The sequence below is a fragment of the Enterococcus viikkiensis genome (assembly GCF_005405345.1).
GTDB classification, from domain to species: Bacteria; Bacillota; Bacilli; order Lactobacillales; family Enterococcaceae; genus Enterococcus_A; species Enterococcus_A viikkiensis.
In genome coordinates, this window is sequence record NZ_BJDW01000019.1 from 1 (window position 1) to 23,805 (window position 23,805).

General features: G+C 41.3%; 25 protein-coding genes and 1 tRNA gene. 3 read left to right on the forward strand and 23 right to left on the reverse strand.

All coding sequences use genetic code 11. The features are described 5' to 3' along the window. Window positions 1–158: 158 nt before the first annotated feature. Window positions 159–359: a cold-shock protein gene (locus FFM67_RS09520; RefSeq protein ID WP_071862100.1), complete on the reverse strand. Its 201-nt coding sequence runs from the start codon at window positions 357–359 to the stop codon at window positions 159–161. 876 nt (window positions 360–1,235) lie between these two features. Between FFM67_RS09520 and FFM67_RS09530 the strand changes: the two genes are divergently transcribed. The 3 genes from FFM67_RS09530 to FFM67_RS09535 all read left to right on the forward strand — a co-directional run bounded on the left by FFM67_RS09530 (window position 1,236) and on the right by FFM67_RS09535 (window position 2,758). Further along, the gene (locus FFM67_RS09530; RefSeq protein WP_137614331.1) at window positions 1,236–1,535 is read left to right on the forward strand and encodes a hypothetical protein; all 300 of its coding nucleotides are present in this window, start codon (window positions 1,236–1,238) and stop codon (window positions 1,533–1,535) included. A gap of 704 nt (window positions 1,536–2,239) precedes the next feature. Next, window positions 2,240–2,386, forward strand: a complete 147-nt coding sequence (locus tag FFM67_RS12280; protein ID WP_170178020.1) for a hypothetical protein — start codon at window positions 2,240–2,242, stop codon at window positions 2,384–2,386. Window positions 2,387–2,437: 51 nt separating this feature from the next. Next, window positions 2,438–2,758 (forward strand): hypothetical protein, encoded by a 321-nt coding sequence (locus tag FFM67_RS09535; protein ID WP_137614332.1) that lies wholly within the window; start codon window positions 2,438–2,440, stop codon window positions 2,756–2,758. A 647-nt stretch (window positions 2,759–3,405) separates the two neighbouring features. Here FFM67_RS09535 and FFM67_RS12285 read toward each other — a convergent pair. The 22 genes from FFM67_RS12285 to prdA all read right to left on the reverse strand — a co-directional run bounded on the left by FFM67_RS12285 (window position 3,406) and on the right by prdA (window position 23,800). After that, window positions 3,406–3,502: transfer RNA gene (locus tag FFM67_RS12285), tRNA-Sec, on the reverse strand. 121 nt (window positions 3,503–3,623) lie between these two features. Continuing rightward, window positions 3,624–3,977, reverse strand: a complete 354-nt coding sequence (locus FFM67_RS09540; RefSeq protein ID WP_137614333.1) for a DUF1622 domain-containing protein — start codon at window positions 3,975–3,977, stop codon at window positions 3,624–3,626. A 114-nt stretch (window positions 3,978–4,091) separates the two neighbouring features. After that, entirely contained in the window at window positions 4,092–6,158 is a 2,067-nt protein-coding gene (locus FFM67_RS09545) for an LTA synthase family protein (protein WP_137614334.1), read from the reverse strand. 297 nt (window positions 6,159–6,455) lie between these two features. Then, the gene (locus FFM67_RS09550) at window positions 6,456–8,255 is read right to left on the reverse strand and encodes an FtsX-like permease family protein (RefSeq protein WP_137614335.1); all 1,800 of its coding nucleotides are present in this window, start codon (window positions 8,253–8,255) and stop codon (window positions 6,456–6,458) included. Between the two features lie 10 nt (window positions 8,256–8,265). Further along, window positions 8,266–9,018 carry an ABC transporter ATP-binding protein gene (locus FFM67_RS09555; RefSeq protein WP_137614336.1) on the reverse strand — a complete coding sequence of 251 codons (753 nt, stop codon included), beginning with the start codon at window positions 9,016–9,018 and terminating at the stop codon, window positions 8,266–8,268. A gap of 6 nt (window positions 9,019–9,024) precedes the next feature. Then, window positions 9,025–9,384, reverse strand: coding sequence for a YxeA family protein (locus FFM67_RS09560; protein WP_137614337.1), 360 nt, complete (start codon window positions 9,382–9,384; stop codon window positions 9,025–9,027). Between the two features lie 202 nt (window positions 9,385–9,586). Next, window positions 9,587–10,132, reverse strand: a complete 546-nt coding sequence (locus FFM67_RS09565) for a CD3073 family putative ECF transporter S component (RefSeq protein WP_137614338.1) — start codon at window positions 10,130–10,132, stop codon at window positions 9,587–9,589. After that, window positions 10,125–10,628: a CD3072 family TudS-related putative desulfidase gene (locus FFM67_RS09570; protein WP_174784476.1), complete on the reverse strand. Its 504-nt coding sequence runs from the start codon at window positions 10,626–10,628 to the stop codon at window positions 10,125–10,127. The genes FFM67_RS09565 and FFM67_RS09570 overlap by 8 nt, the downstream gene beginning before the upstream one ends. Beyond that, complete coding sequence (gene selA, locus FFM67_RS09575; RefSeq protein WP_137614340.1) at window positions 10,625–12,019, reverse strand: L-seryl-tRNA(Sec) selenium transferase; 1,395 nt, start codon at window positions 12,017–12,019, stop codon at window positions 10,625–10,627. Before selA ends, FFM67_RS09570 begins: the two co-directional genes overlap by 4 nt. A 14-nt stretch (window positions 12,020–12,033) precedes the next feature. Further along, entirely contained in the window at window positions 12,034–13,158 is a 1,125-nt protein-coding gene (locus tag FFM67_RS09580; protein ID WP_137614341.1) for an aminotransferase class V-fold PLP-dependent enzyme, read from the reverse strand. A gap of 39 nt (window positions 13,159–13,197) precedes the next feature. Further along, window positions 13,198–15,075, reverse strand: coding sequence for a selenocysteine-specific translation elongation factor (gene selB / locus FFM67_RS09585; RefSeq protein WP_137614342.1), 1,878 nt, complete (start codon window positions 15,073–15,075; stop codon window positions 13,198–13,200). Continuing rightward, entirely contained in the window at window positions 15,076–15,342 is a 267-nt protein-coding gene (locus FFM67_RS09590) for a putative Se/S carrier protein (RefSeq protein ID WP_137614343.1), read from the reverse strand. It abuts the gene before it with no gap. Between the two features lie 61 nt (window positions 15,343–15,403). After that, window positions 15,404–15,994: a sulfurtransferase-like selenium metabolism protein YedF gene (gene yedF / locus FFM67_RS09595; RefSeq protein ID WP_137614344.1), complete on the reverse strand. Its 591-nt coding sequence runs from the start codon at window positions 15,992–15,994 to the stop codon at window positions 15,404–15,406. A 14-nt stretch (window positions 15,995–16,008) separates the two neighbouring features. Further along, window positions 16,009–17,031, reverse strand: a complete 1,023-nt coding sequence (gene selD / locus FFM67_RS09600; RefSeq protein WP_137614345.1) for a selenide, water dikinase SelD — start codon at window positions 17,029–17,031, stop codon at window positions 16,009–16,011. 259 nt (window positions 17,032–17,290) lie between these two features. After that, window positions 17,291–18,172, reverse strand: coding sequence for a TSUP family transporter (locus tag FFM67_RS09605; protein ID WP_137614346.1), 882 nt, complete (start codon window positions 18,170–18,172; stop codon window positions 17,291–17,293). Window positions 18,173–18,269: 97 nt separating this feature from the next. After that, complete coding sequence (locus FFM67_RS09610) at window positions 18,270–19,286, reverse strand: proline racemase family protein (protein ID WP_137614347.1); 1,017 nt, start codon at window positions 19,284–19,286, stop codon at window positions 18,270–18,272. A gap of 179 nt (window positions 19,287–19,465) precedes the next feature. Continuing rightward, window positions 19,466–19,945, reverse strand: a complete 480-nt coding sequence (locus FFM67_RS09615) for a glycine/sarcosine/betaine reductase component B subunit (protein WP_137614348.1) — start codon at window positions 19,943–19,945, stop codon at window positions 19,466–19,468. Between the two features lie 27 nt (window positions 19,946–19,972). Next, on the reverse strand, window positions 19,973–20,710 hold the full coding sequence (gene prdD / locus FFM67_RS09620; protein ID WP_137614349.1) for a proline reductase cluster protein PrdD: 738 nt from the start codon (window positions 20,708–20,710) through the stop codon (window positions 19,973–19,975). 147 nt (window positions 20,711–20,857) lie between these two features. Beyond that, window positions 20,858–21,103, reverse strand: coding sequence for a hypothetical protein (locus FFM67_RS12625; protein WP_196805502.1), 246 nt, complete (start codon window positions 21,101–21,103; stop codon window positions 20,858–20,860). 27 nt (window positions 21,104–21,130) lie between these two features. Next, window positions 21,131–21,583, reverse strand: coding sequence for a glycine/sarcosine/betaine reductase selenoprotein B family protein (locus FFM67_RS12630; protein WP_218022200.1), 453 nt, complete (start codon window positions 21,581–21,583; stop codon window positions 21,131–21,133). A gap of 3 nt (window positions 21,584–21,586) precedes the next feature. Continuing rightward, complete coding sequence (locus tag FFM67_RS09630) at window positions 21,587–21,892, reverse strand: CBO2463/CBO2479 domain-containing protein (RefSeq protein ID WP_137614351.1); 306 nt, start codon at window positions 21,890–21,892, stop codon at window positions 21,587–21,589. Between the two features lie 9 nt (window positions 21,893–21,901). Beyond that, window positions 21,902–23,800 (reverse strand): D-proline reductase (dithiol) proprotein PrdA, encoded by a 1,899-nt coding sequence (gene prdA / locus FFM67_RS09635; RefSeq protein ID WP_137614352.1) that lies wholly within the window; start codon window positions 23,798–23,800, stop codon window positions 21,902–21,904. Between the last annotated feature and the right edge of the window lie 5 nt (window positions 23,801–23,805).

Sequence of the window (23,805 nt, forward strand, 5' to 3'; positions counted from 1 at the left end):
CTACAAAAAAACCGCTATATATCAAGCGTTACAGCGGTTTTTCGAGTGATTATCGTTACACAATTCGGGAATGCAGGGAATAAATAGTCGTCCAGAAGAACCTTACCCGGACAACAAAAAAACCGTCCCTAGGAGGAGGCGGTTTATCGTTTATCTAATTAAGCTTTAACGATGTTAGTTGCTTGAGGTCCACGTTGGCCTTCTTCAACATCATAAGTTACTGCTTGACCTTCTTCTAAAGTTTTGAAGCCGTCGCCTTGGATAGCTGAGAAATGTGCAAATACGTCATTTCCATCTTCACCAGTGATAAAGCCAAAACCTTTGTCTGAGTTAAACCATTTTACAGTACCGTTATTCATAAATATTTCCTCCTGATACGTATCAAAGTACGTTCTTATTTGCAATTAATTGTTGATAGTAAAAGGAGATTAATACGGTTAAATATCTAGGCTCAAATCACATTTCAAAATCGATTACTTTGTTACTTTACCATGTCTTCGTACAAATAGCTACTTAAATCAGTCAATTCATCCTACCAAACCGAGAGTAAGCGCTTCCCTTTAGTAAAACTTACAAACTACATGGCTATATAAACAACTGTCTTCCATAAGGAACGCCATTTAACCCTTATCTTCATTCATGGCCTTCCCCTTCCCGGTCTTTTTTGCTAGAATTTGTGGTGACGGAGGTACAAAAACATGCAAACATTGTATATTTTGTTCAGTTTCCTAACGAGTGTAGGAATTTTAATAATGGTCTACGCATTTTATCGCGATTTCAAAAAACTAACCTTACTTCAGAAAATTTCTCTTATCTTAGTTTCTATAAGTGGGCTACTGCCGATGCTCTTGGGAATGATTGAAGGGTTTCTTTCAAACTAACCGGTTCTCAGCTCTTTTTGAGCAAAAACCAGGCTTTCAAGTAGTGATTTAAAAAGTTTTCTACAAACTATCTTTTAACGGAAGTGATCCTATGACTTACATGATCGGTATTTTTTTCTTATTAATCAGCATTTGGCAATTTTATATCACTAAGCGGACATTCAGTCAGATTAGAAAAAAAGGTAACGAAAGTACCTCCCCGTTTATCTTGTTCGGCCTATGGGGAAGTTTGGTCTTTGCACTTTGTTCTCTATATGTTGCGATCCTTTGTTTCTTTATTTACTAATTTCTAGACTTTTAGAAAACACCTTGATTCTGTTTTCTAAAATTATTTTTTAAGTAGGAGGATTTATAATGAAAAAAATCTGTTTTGTATTGACGGTCAGCACCGGAATAAACTATGGTTCGATTTCTGCTGCTCCAATTCTTAGAAATAACGAGGACTTAAAAGCATACTTCTCAAACGATTATGATGTCTCTATCAATTACATTCGTGACAAGGACACAGTGGATTATTTAGTTGTTCCCGACCCATTCACGCCTTTTGATAATGAAAATGAATTACCAATCATCAAAGTACCTGCAAGATTGTTTATGACGAAGGATTTTGCGGCAATAAAGACGCATATCGATGATTATTTTTCGAATAACTAGGACAGATGATACAAGAGAGCAATCTCTTGTATTTTTTGATCAGTTGAATAAATAAACTTTAAAAATTTGTTCCGTATTTTTATTTAGGAGCATATAGTCAAACCCAACAATCCAGAAGTCTCAAATGAAAACAAAAACATTCACGTCATTCACAGAAAATGGCTTAGACAAAAAAACGCAACATTCTTAGCTTCAGATAACAATGTGCTTCCTACAGTGAATAAAACTGGTGTGCTGGTCCTTCTTTTTTATACTATCCACTCCCGAATTAACTCATGATAAACATACACAACGATGATTTAGCTGTCTACAAACATCAAATGCATAATTAATGATCTGTTTGCTAATCCCCTTCTAGTTCAAGTATTTTCCATTCTTCACTCATAAATTCATTCTCTGTAGTTATCTTCAACCCAAATACTCATATTCCTTCAATTTTTTCTAAAATCGCAACATTGATATCGATTTCACAAGATGATATGCTCTTTCAAAAGGAGTGATCGTATGTTCAAACATGCTAAAAATAATTACCTATTAACTTCACTTATCTCTTTTTTCGGATCCGTTTTCTTCTTTTTTACTAGCAAAAATTATGTTGGTAAGGTGACAGGAATTCTATTCTTTCTGAGCTTCTTATTAAATGTACGGTCATCCTTTAAAAAGATGCATAAACTACCTTAGACAAGCATGGAGGAGCGATTTTATTGAAAAAGAAAAATATAAAAGCACTACTTTTTGGTGGCCTACTATTTATTGTCGCTAGTTTCTTTTTGAACGACAGATCTCTGATAGTGATAGGAATTGCTTTTTTTGTTTGGTACTTTGTAGAATTGAAAAAGAAAACTGCTTAAGATGCTTCAGTTTTTTGTTTACAAAATAGTTCTCGCGGAGGTAAACTTTCTATGGATTGGCAAACTGTTTTAGTTAGCTTTATAACTTCTTGTATTCCTGCTGCAATAGCATACCTTTCAGCTTCAAAGCAAGCAAAAACTCAATTGCAGCAAGTCGAAAAAAATAACCAAGCTGAATTAGAAAAAATGAAACTTGAATATGAATTAAAGCTCAAAGAAAAAGATAACGACTCCCAAAATGAATTAATGGGAAAATTTTTCAGTGGCGATTTAAATCTAGGGAAAATCACAGATTCACTTGATGATCTTAATGCTCTTAATGAAAAAGCCCAAAAACTTCAAAACTCAAACTTTATTAAGAACAAAAAGTAATTACCATCATTTCATCGCATTAATGATTGCAATCATTAATACTAACTTTTCTTTTGTTCATCTATAGAAATATTGGATAGCATTCCAATATTTCTTGTATTTTTTTATCTTTCATAACTTCCCTCTTTTTCTACTTGAAAGCGGTCCATTAGCTGAAAAATCGACTATTCTAAAAACATTTTTTTGTGTACAATCTTTTTAAAAAGGAGACTATATAGTGAATCGAATTAAAAATATTTATATACTAACTTCAATTCTTTATCTTATTGCAGCCTCGATATTCTTTACCACTCAAACTTATGTTGGAAAATTAGCTGGTATCCTATTCTTTGTAACGTTCATATTAAATGTGCGATTAGGCCTAAAAAAAACACATGAATCCCATTAGACTCCTTTGTAGCAGTTTTTTTGTCATGGATAGCCCCAAATCCATTACTTTTCTACTTATTCATGTATATACTTCTCACATTTTATCTCGTGTTCTACTTCTTAATCGTATTTTTCTATAATTTTAAAAAAATAGGTGAGCGATATGGGCAAGTATAGTATTTCCACATTATTCGTTGTTTCTGCTCTTATATTTTTTAACAATCAAAAAAATCCGCTAAACGAAGAATCTCAACGTTTAACGGACATCAATTTCATATTGGCGGGAATGTGTGAGAATCGAACTCACCCAAGAAGCTCTTAACTCCTCATACTGGTTTTGAAGACCAGAGGGAACACCAGAACCCATCCACTCCCGAAACAAGATAATCATACCATTACTTTACTTAGTAATCAATAACAATTTTTTACAAAAAAAGGAGAGAAATTCCCATTCACTGGGTTCTTCTCTCCTTTTTAAAATTACTGTTATATGCAGCTAATGCGCATCCGTTACTTCGTTGATTTCTTTATTCAAGAAATACGAGATCACTGTACGGATCAACACGATCAAGGCCAATTTGAGAATGTCTTGAAAGGTTGGATTGACGATCGTTTCAATGATATCGGCCACGATCAGAAATTCCAAGCTCAGTAAAATATAGCTGCCTAAGTATGCTTTAATGTATTTATTCTTTTGCAAGATCGATGGAAAAACTTTACCGTTTTTGCGAGGAATTAGCTTGATAAAGGCAAGAATCGCCCCTACAATAATGATCCCGATCGACAGAACATCTAGCAACAATACGATTGGTTGAAAAAAATGTTGAATCATCTTTTCGATCATCGCCATCACCTCTCACCTGCTTCCTTGATAAATCAATCATACGAAGAAAATTCCTTAAGGGCAACTAATTCGCTGTGGCACGACAAAAAGCCATCCCTTTTTAAAGGGATGGCTTTTTGTTTACTGAATTGGCGGATACAGAGCTGTTGTAGTCTTGTTGCCATTCTTCGAGTAAATACTGGTTGATTGTGCGCCTTTTTGTTTTTCGATAGCGGCGTTTTTTTGGTCTAAGTCATGATAATCGTATTTCTTCGGATCGACTGGCGTAAAGTCTGCTGGTGTGTAAAACCGCAAGAGGTTCTCTTGGTTCAACTTATCTGACAGGCTCAAGGCTTGCTTGACTTGTTTTTGTTCCGCGTCGATCATTGGTGCGATGCCTAGAACTTTCGGATCAACGACTTGGCCGGTCTTATTATCATATGTTTGACCGCCCAGCTCAGTATAGTTTGGCGAAACGAAATCACCATTTCTAAAGGCGACGGTTTGGTCGTGTTTTGGTGAAAACAGATCGGTCCCGAACTGGATATATTTTTGACTATCCACGCCTACTAAATGTAATAGAGTTGGCAAGACGTCGATCTCGCCGCCGTATTGGTGCTGGATTCCGCCACTGGTATATCCAGGGATATGGAACATTAGTGGCACCCGTTGCATTTGCGCATCATCAAATTTACTCCAAGTCGTAGGATCTTTGCCTAAAGCTGTTGCTAGATCTTTATTGTTGCTGTCGGAGATTCCGAAGTGATCGCCATAGATCATAAAGATCGAATTTTGGTACACGCCGGAAGCTTTCAAATAATCAAAGAACTGACGCAAAGACTCATCCAAATAATGAGCCGTTCGCACGTAATCATCAACGGTACTGTCGCCGGTCTTCAATGATGGGAAAGTAAAGTTCTTATCATCCGTTAGATACGGCGTATGGTTGGTGACCGTTAAGAATTTTGTATAAAAAGGCTGTTGCAAATGTTCCAAGTGGCCAACGGTTTCCTTCAGCATATCCTTATCCAAGATACCGTAGCCTAAGCTTTCATCGGAGGCGTTGAAATACGAACGGTCAAAGAAATTTTGATAGCCGAGATTTTTATACACGTGGTCACGATTCCAGAAGCTACTGACATTCCCATGGAATACGGCACTCGAATAACCGGCTTGCTGATTTAAAATGGCTGGCGCCCCTTGGAAAGTGTTGTCATTGCCCAGTTGAGTGAACAACGACCCTTGTGGCAACCCAAAGGTCCCCGTCTCTAGCATATTCTCAGCGTCACTGGTCTTTCCTTGGCCAACTTCATGGAAAAAGTTATCAAAAGCTAAAGTCTGCTTGTTATCATTTTCAATACTGTTTAAAAATGGAGTGACCTCTTGACCATCTACCTTCATATTGATCAAAAATTGTTGGAAGCTTTCCAAGTGGATCACGATGATATTTTTCCCTTTAGCAATGCCGTATTTACTTGGATCAGGCGCCGCATAATGTTGCTTTGTATATTTCAAAATATCTGTTAGGCCGTTACTTGAGGCATGAGCCCGCACACTGTTGGTCTGTTCGGTCTTGATTCCGTCATAAATCGTAAAGGCGTCTAAACCGAGATATTTGACGATATACGAGCGGTCAAAGGTCCGTTGTAATAATTGCGGCCGATTGGCTTCACTCATGGATAAATTCACGGAAAAAATCAAGGCTGATAAACAGCTAATCGCAATGGCAAAGGTTTTTTTGACCGGCTTGCTGACGATCTCTTTTCTTTTCGCAAACATGTAGATCAAGAGACCTAAAAATACCAGCAGATCGATCCAATAAAACACATCATGCACCTTCATCAAGGCAAAGGAGCTGCCGGAGATTCCTTGCGAGACCTTTGAGAACCCTAAAACCGATTTAATCGTCACAAAATCAGTGAACTCACGATAGAAAATCACGTTCAAATATAAGATCACCGTATTCAGCAGGTCTAGTAAAAATAAGAAAATCAGGGCTGGCTTGATCTTTTTAACATAGAGAAACAGACCAAAGATCAACAACGTCGTGGCGATTGGATTGATCCACAAAATAAAATATTGTACTGATCCTTGCACGCCTAGTGAAAAATCGGCGTAATACGCAAAGATTGTTTTTGCCCAAAATAATACGCTGACCGTTAACAGAATCAACCAACGATTCGTAAAAGCTTTTTTTACCCGCTCCATCCGGAACACTTCTTTCTTTATTAAATTGTCCGTATCTACTATATCAGATTTTTAAAAAAATACCGTTAGAATAGGTGTTTCCGGTGTAATTTTATAAATTTCAGAAAAACACCATATTTTCTTTCAAAATTTACTCGCAGATCCGCATTCGGCGTTGCTTTTTCAAGCCAACTAAAAGTTTCCTTAGACATAAAAAATTCACATTCTTAAGAAATTACTATAAAATAACAGAAAAACGACACCGAATACCGGTGCCGTCTTTTTTTGGAACAAGTGATGTACCTCGCCCACAGCTACTTAAGCTTCTCGCTTCATAACGATTCCGGTATAAATCCAAATCGTCAGCACGTAATACACAAAGTATAAAACAAAGAAAATCAAGAATGGTACCCAGATATTGCTATACGGTTCGCTCAATAGCGAAGTAAACATTTTTAGCCCGAACAACACATGGATCACACCTAGTAATCCTGGGACGAGGAATAAGACACCAATTTCTTTCCGAATCGAAGCCGTCAAAAGCTGGCGCCGCGTTCCGATTTTTTCTAGCATGGTATAACGTTGAACATCACTTTTAGCACCTGAAAGAATTTTAAACATCAAACAGCTGGCCAGCATCGTCAAGAAGGCGATTCCTAGGAAAAAGCCCATAAATTCAAACCCAGAGAATAAAGAATTAAAGGTGTTATACACTGCTGTCTTTTGTGTAAAGTTGTCTCCTTGCACCAATGTTGGATTATTTTTATCATTTTGTGTCGCTAGCTTTTGCAACGCTTTTTTCTCGGCCATAAAATCGTTGACCTTAACTACTTGCAAGCTACTCTTTTTCCCTTGCACTGCAGAAAATTCTGCTGGTGAAACGAATTGGTGTTCTTTGGTTTTTTGTTCTGGCAGTTCTAATTGTCGCAAGGCGTCGACCTTCGTAACGTCTTTGGCCAATTCTTCCCTTGAATAGCGCACCGTTTTGGTGTTGCGACTACCAGTAAATTCTTTGTTTTCTAAGGGCGTCTGATTGAACTCCGTCTTGTCATAATAGACGGTCGTATCCGTTTCCTTTTGCTGATAGGTCGCATTTAGTGTCGGATTCAACCTTTCGATTTTATCCGCCGCAATTTTTTGGCTATTGTTTAAGACTAAATCGTAAACAGTCGTTTGATTGGTCATTTTAGGAATTTCATTTCTAAAACCAAGGCCAACGGTGATCGCACCTAATGCTAGGGCAAACAACATTGCCACTAACGACAAAATCCGTGTGTAATCCTGAATCCGGAAGCTTAATTGTGAGAAGGTAAAATTATTTAACCCCTTCAAGGCTAATGAATCCGTTTGTTTCAATAAATTTAAAATGAAAATTAGCACGGCATGGAAGAAAAAATACGTTCCTGCCACAATCGTAATCAATGCAATCACCAATGCCACAAAAGCCAGCTTCATGACCAAAGTCATCATGACATAGCCAATGGCCAATAAGGCGATACCAAAAACGGCTTCAAAGAATAATGTGACCTTTTTACGTTTTGCGGGTGCAGGTGTTTCACTGGCTTTCAAGATTGAAAGCACTGGTTTTTTCACAATCGTCGTTGCATTAACAACTGCCGCCAGTAAAAAAATGATGGCAAAAAAGATCAAGGTGATCACTATAGCCTTACCATTGACTGCTGAAAAATGTGTGATCGCGATTTCCAACTGTTTTGTCAACAATTTTTCCACGATGGTTGTCAGACCCAAGCCTAATAAGATACCGACAATTGTTGCGGCAACGCCGACAACAAAAGTTTCTACGAAGATTAGTTCAGCAATCTTCCGACCTTTGGCTCCTAGCATCATGAACATGCCGTAGTCCTTCTGCCGCATCGTCATTAAAAAGGAATTGGCATATAAAATATACACAAAGGTAATGATCGATAGCAGCACCGTTCCTAAGTGAAAAATAAAGACAACAGAGCTGACTAACGAGTTTTGTTGTAGAAAGACTTCATTTGTTGCTAATGATTCAAACATATAAAAGATCGCTGAAGCCATGACTAAACCAGAAAAAAGAACGACATAGTCACGCAAACGACCTTTAATCCCAGTAAGTGATAATTTTAAAAGCATCGAATTCCCCCTACTGTTCCAGATTACCGAGAATACTTAAAATCTGACGATAAAAAGCTTCTCGTGTTTGATCTTCGCGTTTGACCTCTTGATAGATTACCCCGTCTTTAATGAACAAAATCCGTTGGCAATAACTTGCTGAAAAAGGATCATGAGTGACTAAAAGAATGGAAACTTGATCCTGTTGATTCAATTCTTCCATTGTATCTAACAAGTCGCGAGCACTATTTGAGTCCAAAGCGCCCGTTGGCTCATCGCCTAAAAGAATCGTTGGCTGGGTGATCAAGGCCCGTGCCGCCGCGACCCGCTGCTTTTGTCCACCGGAGATTTGTGCTGGGTAACTATTTAAAATACCATCGATGGATAAACGCTCTGCGATTGCTTTGACCCGTTGTTTGATTTCTTTAGGCTTCACCCCTTGAAGGGACAAAGGCACGGCGATATTTTCTGACGCTGTTAAATTTTCCAATAAATTGAAATCTTGGAAAATAAAACCGATCTCACGACTGCGAAAATCTGCCAGTTGATTGCCGGATAGTTTCGTCACATCGGCTTGATTGATGGCGATCTTGCCAGCAGTAGGTTTGTCGAGGGTCGCCAATAAATTCAATAATGTTGATTTACCAGAACCTGATGCGCCCATGATGCCGACAAATTCACCTTTTTCGACTTCAAAGGACAGCCCTTTTAACGCTTCCGTTTTTTTCTGGTTGCCTTTACCATAGGTTTTTCTCACTTCATCAACTGTTACGATTTTTTCCATCCTACGCTACACTCCTAATTTTTCTGCGGCTTTTTTTGGTAATTGTTTTTGTTGGACCTCTTCATAAGAAGTCACACCTTTATTTTTGTTCCAAGTCACTTTTAGGAAGGCTTCACGACGTAAAGGCCGGTCCTTCGAAGCATTGAAGTTCAATACTTTTTTATTTCCTTCTTTGTCATAACCTGGTAATGAATATTTATAATCAACATAGGAATTGCCGCTGTCATCTTTAGCATTGATTTTTTCGCCATCATTGGTGATTTGAACATAATAGGCATCCCCACTGGACATGACTTTTTCAGCGATTTGCAAACCGACAAAGCCGATTACGATGAGACTCACTAAGCCAATCAAGAATTTTTTCATACTAATTGCTCCTTTTTTAATTTCTCTACACACTATACAACCTTTATATATATCCAACCATTGAATCAACTGTTCCTCACCTAACAGTTTTGTCATTTTAAAAATGGACAAAAAAATAAGCTAGTCTCAACCATCCTGTGTTGATACTAGCTCACTTAAATTTTTCTAAGCCAAGCACGTTAGCTTTAGAAACGTTTCATACTCATTTTACAGCAAAGCGGCGCATTTGCGGCAATTTGATAAACCATGCGACTAAAAGACAAGAAACGATCTTATCAACAAAGTTCCCTGTAACCGCACCCCAATAAACAGAGCTGATCATTTCTTTACCTGAAGCCCGTAATGCCATGATTACAACATCCGTCCCGGAACCGGTGAAGCCCCCGAACAACGCTAATCGAATCGGAGCGCCGATCATTGGACAAATAAACGCTAATAAAATACCTGCTAAAAATGCTTTTTTATAACTAAAACCATTCTTCGCCAGCAACGCCACAACCACGGCGACCGCCACATTGACTAATGCAAAGGGGATCGACAATGGCCCGCTGATCATTCCCATTAATAAATTCGTAGAAACCCCTGTTAAGATACCATAGCCCATGCCAAAATTTGCGGCGATAAAAATCGTTCCCATCGTATCTAAAAACAGTAATGGGATATGCAGCAGTGCTACCGCTTCGCCTAAGACAACATTCAATGCTACCGCGATAGCACACATCGCGATCACTTTTGCTTTATTATTCATTTCTTCCTCCTTTTGCTAAAAACCGTTGCAACTCCTCCGAAAAATCTTGCTGCTCCGTCTCACTATACCAAGTTGGAACTTCCAAATATGACGTTTGAATCTTGGCCGCCTGACAAGCGGCGAAAAATTCTTCCATTAACACGCCCCGTTGGCCACTGATGGAACAATTGGGGCTTTCGTTAATGCCAATCACACCTAAATACTGATAGTCTTCTGCCTGATACGCTTGAATTTGTTGAATGATGGGCTGAAGCATCGTTTGACACGTTTGCCGATAATCGGGAAGTGCTTGATACTCCTGATAACTCATTGGCGGTCGATCACCGCCTAACACTAAAAATTCTGGACAGGGCAGCTGAATCAATGCGATGCCTCGGCTTAACAGCTCGATGGCAAATGGAAAAGCTCCTCGTGCTCGCTCCCAGCCGTGAATTACCGCATTCTGATTCAAGATACAATGGGATACTGCAATTAATTGTTTCTGTGGTTGAATTATTTTTCCTCCTTTCCTTCTTTAAAAATTATTTGCAAACTCTTCTGAATTAAAGAAAATTCATCCGACGCAATGGTTCGCACGTCTAAGAGATTGGCTTCATTTTTGATCCGACTAATGATTGGTGTTGCCCCTTGACGCAATTTTTCCTGCAGTTCAGCGGCTGAGAATTCGGAACTATTCAAAACGACGGCATAGGTCGGCAATAAATGTTCCGGATAGGAACCACCGCCGATTTTACTGCTGTCTTTTTCCACTTCAACGTTTAGGTGGCTAATTGGTTTTAACATAGTAGCTAACTTCGTGGCTTTTTCAAGACAAGCAGCTTCACTTAAGCCAATCATCTCCAACGTTGGGATTGCTTGCAAGGCTTCTTTTTCATTGAGATACAGCGCTAGCGTTGCTTCTAGTGCGCTGAGGGTCATTTTATCGATCCGCAAGGCCCGTAGCAATTGATTCTTTTTCATTTTTTCGATGTAAGCTCGTTTTCCAACGATGATTCCTGCCTGAGGGCCGCCTAATAATTTATCACCGCTAAAGGTAACGACATCACAGCCTTGTTCTAGCACTTCTTTGACCGTTGGCTCATAAGGTAGCCCAAATGGTCGCATATCTAACAACAGTCCGCTGCCTAGGTCATTGATCAGTGGCAAATCATTGGCATGAGCCAACTCCGCTAACTCACTTAACTCCGGTGTTTCGGTAAAGCCTACGATCCGATAATTGCTCGTATGGACTTTTAAAACGGCTCCAGTTTCTTCCGTCAAAGCCGTTTCATAATCAGCTAGATGGGTTTTATTGGTCGTGCCGACTTCTTTAATCGTTCCGCCACTGGAAGTGATGACATCAGGAATCCGAAAGGCTCCGCCGATTTCAACTAATTCACCACGTGAGACTAAGACTTCCTTTTCTTGCGTCAATGTGCTTAGGACTAGTAAGACCGCCGCTGCATTATTATTGACGACTAAAACATCCTCCGCCCCGGTCAGTTTTTTGACGATCGACACTAAATGACTGTAACGGGACCCCCGCTTGCCACTTTCTAAATCAAATTCCAAATTTGAATAATGAAAGCTTGTAGCGAGTAATTGTTCCTGAACTTTTTGGCTTAAAGAAGAGCGGCCTAAGTTGGTATGGATCACTGTTCCTGTCCCATTGATGACTCGACGTAAGGCAAATTGCTTTTCAGTTAATTCTTTTTGAATCCTTGTCAGGACTTCTGCGTGGTCGATCACGCTTTTTTGCGTGCCATCAATGACTTCTTTACGGATGCTTGTTAAGACTTTTTGAATGGCTTCCTTTGCGGCACCTTGGGGAAAATCACTACCTAGTTGCTTTAATAGCACATCTACGGAAGGCAAACTCGCAAAAATATGCTGGATTTCTTTTGACATAAGTCCTCTCCTTTTTAGCGTTGCGCTAAATTTTTTAGTGCGTTCACTGTCAGCTCAAGCTCCGTTCTTGTCGTAAAGCTGGAGAACGACAAGCGGACTGTTCCGCGATCCGCCGTCCCTAATGCCTGATGCATCAAAGGGGCGCAGTGATAGCCGGGGCGCGTAGCGATTTGGTATTCTTCCCACAAAAGATCGCTGACAACCGCCGATTCGGCATCATGGAGATTGATGGAAAAGACGTCGACTCGTGGTTCAGTAAAATCCCCATAAAGCGTCAAACCATCGATTTCTTTTAATGCTTGATAAAAATAGGTGCCTAAGCCTGAGTCTTTTTCTTTTTCCATCACCCATTCAATGCCGGCGGCTAACCCCGCAATCCCTGGAACATTTAATGTCCCCGCTTCTAATAAGGTCGGCAGCTCCTTGGGCTGAACTTTGGAAAAAGATTGCATCCCATCGCCGCCAGTTAATAGTGGCTCTAATGGAAGATCTTGCCGGACACAAACCCCGCCAGTCCCTTGTGGCCCATAAAGCGATTTGTGCCCGGTAAAGCAGACTGCCGCAATTTTGCCGTCACTAAGATCGATCGGAACGACACCGGCAGTCTGGGAGGCATCAATCACTAAATACAAATCGTGCTCCTGACAAAAAGTTTTGACCCATTCCAACTTCAAAAGATTCCCGGTAACATTGCTGGCATGATTGCAGACAACAACTTTTGTTTCAGGTCGCAATTTTTCAGCGAACTCTTCATAATGCAAGCGTCCAGTCACGGCTTCACTAGTAACCACATCAACGCTCGCTCCTAATTTTTCCAGTTGATACAACGGACGTAAGACTGAATTATGCTCCCAATCCGTCGTCAGTACATGGTCGCCGGCTTGGATCAAGCCTTTTAAGACCTCATTCAAAGCGACGGTGGCATTATTGGTAAAGGCAACCTCATACTTTGAACCCGCTTTAAATAATTCTTTGACCTGCTGACGGCTATTCTCCACGACACGAAAGCCAGCTAAGGAATACCCGTGGGCTCCCCGTGCTGGATTGCCATATTGACCGTTGAGAATTTCCGCTACTGCATTCGCCACCACTTTCGGTTTTTGGGCCGTTGTTGCTGCATTATCTAAATAAATACTCATTGATTCTCCCCCTCTGAAGAAAGATTTTCGCAAACGCTCCTAGCCTAAGACCCGATAATTTTCTACACGTTTCGTAATTCCTTGTTTGTCCATGTATTCTAAGATCAGCATTGACGATTTACGGCTGGAATCGGTCACATCACGAAAATCACCTAAGGTCATCTGCCCATGCTCACCAATATAGTTTTGGATCGCATTAACCGCTTGAGCGAAAACTTTCCCTAGCAAGACGTATTCATGGGTTAAGAAAATAACACTCTCACCATTCAGAGCTTCCAATACTTCTTCCGCATTTTTGTCTAACTCCGCCAGTTCTTCCTTTTTGACTGGCGTGTAACCACTGTTTGCTAAGGTCTGTTCAATTTTTTCTTTGGCGGCTTGCTGGTATTTATTGAAAACAACTTCAAATTCTTGTAAGGCAATCTTATCATTGGCTTCTTTGACCGCTGCTGCTTTTAATAGAACAATGAGTGCTGAGATTTCTTTTTCCGCTAAATTTCCTCGCATTCGGGAACGGAATTCTTCTAACGGCATGCCAAAACGCAACCGGTATTGCTTGTGATACGCTGATAAAATTTCTGTCACCTGTGCTGCTAATTTTTGATAGCGGGCTTGTGCTAAATAACCAGCTTTCGTTTCAAGCACCCGCTTGTCACTGACCATATCAGCCAGCACTTGCTGTAGTTCTTCCTGATCAACACCTAAGTATTCCTGCAATTCTTTTGCTTTCGTAAACGGCTGTTTCTTATTATTCAGAAAATCAGCGATCAATTCATCCAGGCTGCCTTCTTCTTTAGCTTTCAAGCTTTCAATGATCTCGGCCTTGAAGCGGCGATGCTTATGGGGCGCCGCGTCCAACACTTCTCCACCGGCGATCGTCTGCATTGGTGAATACGCCCGCAAAATGAAGTGATCCCGTTCTTTGACCGCTACTTGTTCTTCTAAACGCAACTGTAAAAAGCCCTCTTCTCCCGGCCCAATCCAGTCCACGCCGATAGGAACCGTACGAGCCATGACTTCCCGCGTACCAACTAACAGACGAACCCGATCCCACAAACCGATTCCGCCTTCAACTTCTGGCAAACAACTCACTTTGACATCCAGCATCCAAGTCGCTTCTAATTTTTCTGAGAGAGACAGAACATCTCCTCGTTGAATTTCATCAGTGGAAAGATTCGCTAAGTTTAACGCCGTTCGTTGACCCGGCTGGGCACTTTTCACATCGGTCTCATGAACTTGGATATTCCGTACCCGTGTTTTTTTCCCGCTAGGATAGACATACATCTCATCACCAGCATTGATCGCACCATCCAATAACGTCCCTGTAATTACCGTACCGAAGCCTTTAACGCTAAAGACCCGATCGACGTTTAAACGAGCGGAGCCATTTGCTGAGCGTTCTTGCGCTTCTTCAGAATGCTCTTGGATTTTTGCCAACAATTCGTTGATCCCTGTGCCACTGACTGCATCCGTCTCAATCAGATCCGCTTCGGCTAAAGGCGTGTCTGCTAATTGCTCGCGAATATCTTCTACCACCAGTTCCTTCAAATCAGGATCGACGGTATCCACCTTCGTCAAGACAATTAAAAAGTCGCGAATCCCCAATAAGGTCAAAATATCAATGTGTTCCTTCGTTTGGGGCATGATACCTTCCGCCGCATCAATGACTAATAATACGAGATTGATTCCCGGTAAACCGGCTACCATATTTTTGATAAACTTCTCATGTCCTGGCACATCCACGATTCCGACCCGTTTGTCATTCGGCAGATCCAAATAAGCGAAGCCAAGGTTGATCGACATGCCCCGCTTTTTTTCTTCCTTCGTCGTGTCCGTCTCGATTCCCGTCAACGCCTTGATCAAAGTGGTTTTCCCATGATCGATATGCCCTGCCGTTCCAATCACAATATTTGCCATTTAGTTATCCTCTCTTAATTGGTACTCGGTTTTCAAACCTATTTGTGTCCCATGATAAAAGCCTTCTGACGCGATTTTCTGCTCCTGCAACAATGTCTGTAGCGGCGCTTCTTCAGTCAGCGGATATTTTAAAGAAAAGCCACAACTGGCATGAATCTTTTCCGGGGTGGGAATGATTCGAACCGCCAGTTGGGCTTTCTTCGCAAGTTCCTCCGCTTTCATGGCCTCCCTTGTTGAATAAAACAAGGCAATTCCAAATGTCTGCATAAAAACTGCTCCTTTTTTGTACTACTATTCATTTATCTCATATCCTTTTAAAGGATATATTTTACGGCTTCACGATCTTCGGTGCTTGGCGCATCATTTCTACGATCCGATACATATTAGTTACTTCACCGACTGCGGCGGTTAATTCATAAAAGTTCAAGCAAGCGCCACAGGCATAGATTTCCACGCCTTGCTCGGCTAAGCCCTGCAAGTCTTCTAACGAGTCCGCACCTGTTGCTACCGATTGCACCCCACCATTATAAAAAATCACCTTTTGTGGCAATACATCTTGTTCAGTCAGTGAATAAATAAAGCCTTTCAAAAGATTTTTCCCTAATTCATCCGAGCCGCGACCCATCACATTAGTATCCACCACTACGATATAATCATCGACTGTTGCGACAGGTTCAGCGACTTGCGGTGTAATCTCAGTCAAATCTGCGTTCCCTTTTGAAATCACCACCGTATAATGCCCAGGCCGATCTTGATCCATTTGATAAATATAGCCCAACTGCTCCGCCATTTTTTTCAAATTTTGCGTCGCGATTTCATTATCCACAATCGTCTCAACCACTTCATGTTCCCGTAACGCCTTTTTCGTTTCAATTACCGGTAAGGGACAAGCCTTGCCTAATGCATCAATTTTAAACATCTCTCTCCGCCTCTCTAATGCACAATTATTTCTTTGTCTTGTTTTTCAACAACTGTTCCAAAATCCTGCGCAGGAATGTCCGCTGCTTGCAGCTCGGCCACTAACGCCGCAACCTTTTCTGCCGGTACGCTAACCAAAAGCCCCCCTGAAGTTTGCGGATCAAACAATAATTCCTCGATTCCAAAATCATCAATCTGAAAATCCATTTTAGCTTCCATGTAGTTGCGATTTCGCTGACCACCAGCAGTTAAAATAAATTCCTTTGCTCCTTGATAGGCCTCTTCAAAATACGGTAGATTTTGAGAATCAAGCTTTGCGCTAAACTGTTCGTTCAGCATCTCATGCAAATGTCCAGCTAACCCGAAGCCTGTTACATCAGTACAGCTAGTAATGGGATATTTACGAATGATCGCCATCGCATATTTATTCAACGTTTCCATGCTCGTGGTGGCTTTCACAAAAGCCTCTTCACTGATCTCCTCTGCGCTGTAACCTACCGTAATAATGCTAACCCCTAGGGGCTTCGTCAAAATCAAATGATCCCCCAGCTGACAAGTATTGTTTTGATAGATATTATTCGGATCAATCGTTCCGGTCACCGACAAACCGTATTTTACCGACTGGTCATGGATCGAGTGTCCCCCCGCTAAAATTGCACCGGCTTCCTGTACTTTTTCCGCACCGCCGCGTAAAATTTCTTTTAAGATCGTTAAGTCTTTTTCTTCCGGAAAAGCGACGATATTCAAGGCTGATAACACTTCGCCTCCCATCGCGTAAACATCGCTCAGCGCATTCGCCGCCGCAATCTTGCCAAACAGATACGGATCTGTCACCATCGTCGGGAAAAAATCCAAGGTTTGGATAATTGCTAGGTCTTCTCGCAGTTTAATAACAGCCGCGTCATCGGTTGAGTCAAACCCCACCAATAAATCTTCATGGGTCGTCTTAGGAAGGTCCGCTAATAATTCACCGAGATTGCCCGGTCCAATCTTCGCGTTGCACCCACCGCAGACAATTAATTGTTGAACTGACTCCATGTATTCCACCATCCTTCACGTGTTTTATTATAGCAGTTTGATTGTTATTTCTCTATGTATATTTAGTCAGCTACTAGTGACTTGGAAGCGTTCTATGCTAATGGTCATCTTTGCTTTATCCACCACTTTGATCATCCTAGCACAAAGTATCGAAAATAATTTTAAATTGCTTAAATTTTCATGATTTTCTTAACAATGAATTGGTTTTCGCACAAAAAAACTACCTGCTCAATTCGAGCAAGTAGTTTCCACTTTTATTCTAGTTAACTGCTGCTACTGGCTTACGGCTTTTCGTGATGTACGTAAAGCCTGTATAGACAATGACCGCGATAATAATCCAAGTCAAAATATCCAAATTCAGACCCGTGACAAATTTCGCAGCAATAATTACTCCGATAATCCCACCGATTGTAATCGCTAAACTAACTTTACGTGCATAATCGCCTTCTTTAACGAAGTTCACGCTAGCAACGGGCATTAAGCCAGCACAAGAACCCATCATAACTGGAAACGCTACTAATGGACTCAACCCTAACATATAAACCATTGCCATACACGGTGCATAAAGACCTACACCAATAGTCATCAACGCACCTAAAATAAAGTTAATAACGACACCAATCACTAATTTGATTCCAGTCAAGGCTGTGGCCGTATTGCCGGCACCTAACATATCCAACATGCCTAATTGACGCAAGGCCATCAAGACTGCTGTGACGATCAAGGCAACTCCCATCCAAAACTGAACTTTTTTCTCTGGTAATTTCGTTACAAATTTTGAACCGATAAATGAACCCACGGTTGCAGCAATAATCAACGAAAACAAAGTAACCGGTGAAACTTTTACCACAGTGGTGAAGATAAATGCTTCAACCAATACCGGAATCGCATGAGCGACATTCAGCGTGCCCGGTAATAGACGGTCATGACCCAATTGCTTGGTAAAATCTAATAGCATCGCTGTTGGAGCAAAACTCCCGATCCCTAGAGTATCTAAAAAGTCAGTGATAAATCCGATTCCCCCAGAAACTGCCCAATTTCCATGTCCTAGATCATTTTTATGAGCAACGAGATCACGCCCCATAACAAATGTATGCATCAAAATCAAAATTACATAAATTGCTAATAATAAAGTTACCATATTATCCCTCCCTATTCAGTGAATGGAAACCATTTTTCTAAACAAAATAATTCCCATTTCCATGCTATATATCCTTCTGCTAAAAAGCCTTCATCTTTTATCCCAACAAGAAACCGTCCTTCAGTGAATCTTTAGGATCAACTAAGAATGAGTTGTATCCAGTGACATAAGCTGAGCCTGACACTCGCGGAATAATTGCTTTATAGCCACCTACTTCAGCTTCTTCAACAATTTCGCCTTTGAATTTAGTACATAAAATACTTTCATAAACAAACGTATCGCCAACCTTCATTTCACCCTTGCCATACAATGTTGCAAGTTTGGCGCTAGTACCTGTTCCACAAGGTGAACGATCGACTTGGCCATCACCAAAGACCACTACGTTTTGATACGTTGCATCTGGACTTGTTGCTGGTCCATAGAATTCAACCAAGTCAACTTCTTTGATGTGTTCCAACGTTGGATGTTGGATCTCAATTTGTTCATTGACCGCATCACGAATGATCATACCGATTTCATTAAATTTAGACGCGTTTTCTGGCTTGATTTCTAAATTAATTGACGCAGCTGGCAAGATTGCAAAGAAGCTGCCGCCAAAGGAAATATCCATTGTTAATTCACCGATTTCAGGAACATTTACAGTGACATTTTCTTTATAAAGGAATGATTCCACATTTTCAAATGACACTGACTCAGCTGAATAGTCTTCATCTAAATGGACTGTTCCACGAACGATTCCTGCTGGTGTATCTTGGACAACTTTGACTTCCCGTTCGCCTTCTTTTACTTCGACCCAGCCTTGTTCAACCGCTGAGGTCATCGCCGCAATCGTATTGTGTCCACACATATTCAAGTAGCCACCTGAATCCATGAAGATAATACCGTAATCCGCTTCTTCGTGAACAGGTTCGGTAATAAATGCGCCGAACATATCACGGTGTCCACGAGGTTCAAGCATCAACATTCTACGGATATCGTCTGCTTCTGTTTCTAAATATGCACGTTTGTCCGCCATTGTTTCACCAGGGAATCTGGGAATTCCGCCGATGATTAAACGTGCAGCTTCACCCGCTGTATGGGTATCGATTGCTGAGATCATTTTTGATACTTTCATGATGTTCCTCCTCGTATTCATCATAAAGTATTTATTTTTCCATATTCGGGAAAAATAAATCTGATTGTCGAGTCGCGTATCATCAAGCAAAAGTCGTAGCCCCAAGTAGGAGCTAACGCTAACTTTAGAGCGACTCCGTTTGATTCTTCTGCATCCGTATCTATCAAGACACCGATAGCTTATCTGATTTGCTGATTGTCTTTTCGCATTTTTAATTTGATTGACGCAAGCGCTTTTACTGCATCCCGCTGATTGATCGTATTTTCACCAACGACCTCGGTTTCGATACCTACTTCTGATTTATTAAAATCTAAGACATGCTTCGTAAAGTCATTTTCCACCACAAATTTCGCTTGTGTACCAATGAACTTAAGACCAATCACGCTGATATCTCGCCGACCGATTTCTTCCAAGGTATTCGCAAAGTCCACATCTGAATTGCCCCAGCCATCGGTTGAAGCGATCACACCATTAGTGCGCATACCTTCCAACCATGCAGCCGTTCGCTGCCCGACTAAGTACTTCATTGCATTGCTTTGCGGTGTTCCAACAACTACGACTCCTTGAAAATCAATATCAGGGTCCTTTCCTAAAAGATCCACTAACGGGTCTTGGAAATGATGCAGGGATGTTTCTTTTGTCGATGGGCCAATTCCCATAACGCCACCACCTATCCCTTATTTACCTTAGACCATGGAACGAATTGCACCATCACGATACTCATTGGCTGACAAAAAGACCGGCATATTATTCATGTCGATAATAGAATTCCCACCTTTGAAACCGCTGGGTTCATTGGGAAAGAGCAGCATGTCGTACATTGCTCCTTGGCCAGCCACTTGTTTGACTAACGCGACCTTTGGCTTCCCTGGATTTGTTTTTTCTTCATAAACATGGGTCTCACAGGCAAATCTGCCTTCCAGCATTTTCATTCGTTCGCGAATTTCTTGCATAAATTCATCCACGATCGCAAACATTTTAAGACAAAGCTCACGATTAAAAGGGGTCCCCTTTTTCGCTAAAAGATCAATCAAAATGATGTAATCCTCTGCGTTAGGCGTCCCTGCTCGATTCAATACTAAATGATCACGCAATACGCCTTCAGAAGAACCAAATTCATGCATTTGTTCTCCTTCTTCGATTGCTCCCGTCATTACAACGGAAACACCGGTAAGTGTATGCGTGATCCCAGAACCCAACACACCCAGCACCTTCGTGGATATCGGGATGATATCCATGATGGTGTTGGTCTCAACATTATGCTGATGTGGTTGGAGCAATCGAATCGTCAGCTTCTGAATAGCGGCGTCCTCGCAATCAAAGTCTTGCTTGATTTGCAAGCGAGTCGGTTCCATCCGGAAGTCGTTACCGATCGTAACCTCATCCATATGGAAAACTTTGATCTTTAACGTTTCGCCTCGCATGATTCACACCTGCTTTCAACGTAAACGGCGATTAATAAGTAGCGTCCTCAGAAACAAGCCGAAAATTTACAAAAAGTAGAACAATTATTTTAGAAATTTCCGTCTTATTTCTCGACGCTAGGCACTTATTAGCTCGACCTCTTGACTTTAGACGTGGGCAATGTATTCATAAGGTAATGGAACAATTTTCCCTGGCGTTTCGATTGATACTAGTGCTTCCAGTGTATCTTTCATGATACCTGTCTGCATTTCAATGTTGTGTGGTTCACCGGCATTGGCACCCATCGGTACACGTGGTGCAACGGCACGTGGAGTCCCGTTTTGGCGTACAACTGGTGGTAACGCGGCGATTAAAATAGTAGGAATCCCTGCTTCCTCAATAGCTCTCTGCACGATCACGGCAGTTCTATGACAGGTTCCTCAGCCAGCGGTTAAGATGACTGCGTCAACTTCTTCTTCGACTAATTTTTGAGCGATTTCAGGACCAGTCACATCGTGGAATGCGTCTTGGTCCCCACCGCCACCCATGAAGGCGTAGTGAACAGGTGCAGATTCTTTGATAAATCCTTCTGCTGCTAATTCATGTAAACGGTCGATTGGGAACATTGCATTGATGTCACGGTTGGCATCAGCGTTATCATATCCACCGTGTGAAACCATCAATTCATCTGTGGTTGCAGTATCTGGTACTTCACGGTATGAAGTATCACCTGCTAAGTTAAACCGTTTATCTGTTTTTAAGTGTACGCCGGCAGCTGTTGCTAATGCCACACGCATTTCTTTAAGTTCTTTTTTTACAGGGGTAAAGACAGATTTTGGCGTAATCGGCACAAAAATTTCTGACTGTAACCCTTCAAAGACTGTTAAGCCCATGTGTTAATTCTCCTCTCTTGTTTCTTCACGTTTTTTTCTGGCCTCGGCTCGACGACGTTCATGTTCATAAATAGCCGTTTTGTAATGTTCATCCGGCTCTTCTGCCAAGACTTCTGGATAAGTCATTAAAAACCCAACTTCTTGACCGATTTCTAAATCATACTCAGAAATGATCATTCGACGAGGAATTTTAAGCTGGCCTAAACGACCCTTTAAATCGATCGTCACGCTGGCATCATGAAGTTCAACAATGATCCCTTCAAACATTTGTTCCGTCGAAATATATTTGAGTTTATTCATTCCATCCATTACTTCACCTTATTCTACTTCGTAAATTTCTTGACGTTTTTTACTCTTTGGCAAGATTTGTTCGTTATTAACTAACTCAACTTTCTTCCCAGTCGTTTTTTCGATGATTTCAATGTTGTTCGCTTTTACATTTGGATTCCATTTACGTTCAGCAGCTTTGATTGTGCCGCCGCCCATTAATGTCTTCAACATTGCTAGATCACGAATTGCGTCTTCTTTACATAGTGTGTTATTTGACAAGATTTCGTTTTCGATCCCTTGCATTGATTTGTTGTTGTCAACCATCGCGATCATTTCAGGGTTTCCGACAACTAACGCACCTTGGACAGCTGAATAAGAGTCGCCGACAACTTTGATACCACGTTTGCCGATTTCTTCGATATGTGAAGCAAAGTCGATATGGTTATTCCCAAATCCTTCGGTTGTAACGATTGCACCGTCAACATCCATTGCTTCGATCGTCATACCTAAACGTTTTGAAACATAGTATTTTTCTGTATTCGCTTGCGGAGAACCTACAAACAGAACACCGACTAAATCAATTTCTTCGTCTTCCATTGCTTCACGTACTAATGGTTCTCTCCAGTAGTGACGAGAAGTTTCTTTTGATGCTGGTCCAATACAAGTTAACGCGTGGATCCCACCATCTAATACTTCCGTTGGTGCCAACATAATTGGTAAGTTACCAAGGTCAACGTTTGGTTTCGCGCCTAATGTCCCAACTGGTTCGATTGGCATGATCAAGTTATCGTGCATCGCACCTTGACCCATGATCTCTTTAACGATGACCACACGTTTGTTACCAATCCGGCGTGTTTGTACGATTTCATCATGTTCCACGACCAAGGATTCGTCTGCTTTTTTAACAGCTTCACGAATTTCTTGAGTAATGTGGTCAGATGCTTTATGAGCGGCTAATGGTCCAGGACGTTCCATATTCGCGCCTTCTTTGATGGTTACTTGTGTCTTAATGAAGATTTCGCCTTTATCTGGTGCACCAGGACGTCCCCACATGATGTTACGGTCTAATTCACCTTCAGATGAACCGAATTCTCCGATTTGTACACCATTGGCATCAGTACCTGTAAGAACCATGACAACGCCGTCTAAGACACGGGTAACGCCATGGCCGATATCGGCACCATCAACTTTAGCAGCGATTGGCTGTACGTCCATGATCGTTTCACTATATTCGTTGTATTTGTCAGGTGTAATGATTTCAAAAGTAACACTTTCAACTAGCTCTTCTAGTTCCGCTGCTTCTTCGCACATGTCTTCCATTTTGCGTAGAACTAAAGTTGTACCGTCGATCTTTGTTTCGTCGCCGAAGATGACTTTTTCGATCTTAATATGGTCACGGCGAACAGAACGAACGACCTTTTCTTCTACTTTTGCTTCTGGAGTTGCTGCTTCAGGTGTTGGAGCAAGGGCTCCTTCAACTGATGGTGCTGGCGGTGCTGCTACTGGAGCGACACCCATTTGGCCGGCAACAGACATTGGTACTTCTAAATCAATGCCGCGTCCTTCAGCGATATGGATTCTAATTGTTTGTCCGCCCACTGATGCAACTGGCGCAACCGGTGGTACTGGAGCCATTGGCGCAGCCGGAGCTGCGTCTTCAGCAGGAGCCGCTGGAGCTTCCTCTTTAGTGTCCTCAGAAACACCATCTAATAATTCTCTTGTTAATGGAATCAGTGCATCTGTTGTTTCTTTTAAAGTAGTACCAAGTACTTGTTCGATTGTTAGAGTATCTTCGGCTAATTCTAGTAAGCCTGAATCCTCTAAATCTGGAAAGATCGCTGGATCTTCTAAATCATCTGCTGCGATTACTTTGCCCGCTTCTGCACGGCAACATAATACTGCAGGATCTTTGGCATGTTCTTTAGCAGTTTCTGCTGTAATAGACATTCGTT

Coding starts and splice junctions, on each gene's coding strand:
- FFM67_RS09580 (WP_137614341.1), bottom strand. CDS start 13,158: ATGAGTATTTATTTAGATAATGCAGCAACAACGGCCCAAAAACCGAAA.
- FFM67_RS09555 (WP_137614336.1), bottom strand. CDS start 9,018: ATGGAAAAAATCGTAACAGTTGATGAAGTGAGAAAAACCTATGGTAAA.
- FFM67_RS12630 (WP_218022200.1), bottom strand. CDS start 21,583: ATGGGCTTAACAGTCTTTGAAGGGTTACAGTCAGAAATTTTTGTGCCG.
- FFM67_RS09530 (WP_137614331.1), top strand. CDS start 1,236: ATGAAAAAAATCTGTTTTGTATTGACGGTCAGCACCGGAATAAACTAT.
- FFM67_RS09545 (WP_137614334.1), bottom strand. CDS start 6,158: ATGGAGCGGGTAAAAAAAGCTTTTACGAATCGTTGGTTGATTCTGTTA.
- FFM67_RS09535 (WP_137614332.1), top strand. CDS start 2,438: ATGGATTGGCAAACTGTTTTAGTTAGCTTTATAACTTCTTGTATTCCT.
- prdD (WP_137614349.1), bottom strand. CDS start 20,710: ATGCGAGGCGAAACGTTAAAGATCAAAGTTTTCCATATGGATGAGGTT.
- FFM67_RS09630 (WP_137614351.1), bottom strand. CDS start 21,892: ATGGATGGAATGAATAAACTCAAATATATTTCGACGGAACAAATGTTT.
- FFM67_RS09590 (WP_137614343.1), bottom strand. CDS start 15,342: ATGCAGACATTTGGAATTGCCTTGTTTTATTCAACAAGGGAGGCCATG.
- FFM67_RS09605 (WP_137614346.1), bottom strand. CDS start 18,172: ATGGTAACTTTATTATTAGCAATTTATGTAATTTTGATTTTGATGCAT.
- FFM67_RS09540 (WP_137614333.1), bottom strand. CDS start 3,977: ATGGCGATGATCGAAAAGATGATTCAACATTTTTTTCAACCAATCGTA.
- yedF (WP_137614344.1), bottom strand. CDS start 15,994: ATGTTTAAAATTGATGCATTAGGCAAGGCTTGTCCCTTACCGGTAATT.
- FFM67_RS09615 (WP_137614348.1), bottom strand. CDS start 19,945: ATGGGAATTGGCCCATCGACAAAAGAAACATCCCTGCATCATTTCCAA.
- FFM67_RS09560 (WP_137614337.1), bottom strand. CDS start 9,384: ATGAAAAAATTCTTGATTGGCTTAGTGAGTCTCATCGTAATCGGCTTT.
- FFM67_RS09610 (WP_137614347.1), bottom strand. CDS start 19,286: ATGAAAGTATCAAAAATGATCTCAGCAATCGATACCCATACAGCGGGT.
- FFM67_RS09565 (WP_137614338.1), bottom strand. CDS start 10,132: ATGAATAATAAAGCAAAAGTGATCGCGATGTGTGCTATCGCGGTAGCA.
- selD (WP_137614345.1), bottom strand. CDS start 17,031: ATGGAGTCAGTTCAACAATTAATTGTCTGCGGTGGGTGCAACGCGAAG.
- selB (WP_137614342.1), bottom strand. CDS start 15,075: ATGGCAAATATTGTGATTGGAACGGCAGGGCATATCGATCATGGGAAA.
- FFM67_RS09520 (WP_071862100.1), bottom strand. CDS start 359: ATGAATAACGGTACTGTAAAATGGTTTAACTCAGACAAAGGTTTTGGC.
- selA (WP_137614340.1), bottom strand. CDS start 12,019: ATGTCAAAAGAAATCCAGCATATTTTTGCGAGTTTGCCTTCCGTAGAT.
- FFM67_RS09550 (WP_137614335.1), bottom strand. CDS start 8,255: ATGCTTTTAAAATTATCACTTACTGGGATTAAAGGTCGTTTGCGTGAC.
- prdA (WP_137614352.1), bottom strand. CDS start 23,800: ATGTCTATTACAGCAGAAACTGCTAAAGAACATGCCAAAGATCCTGCA.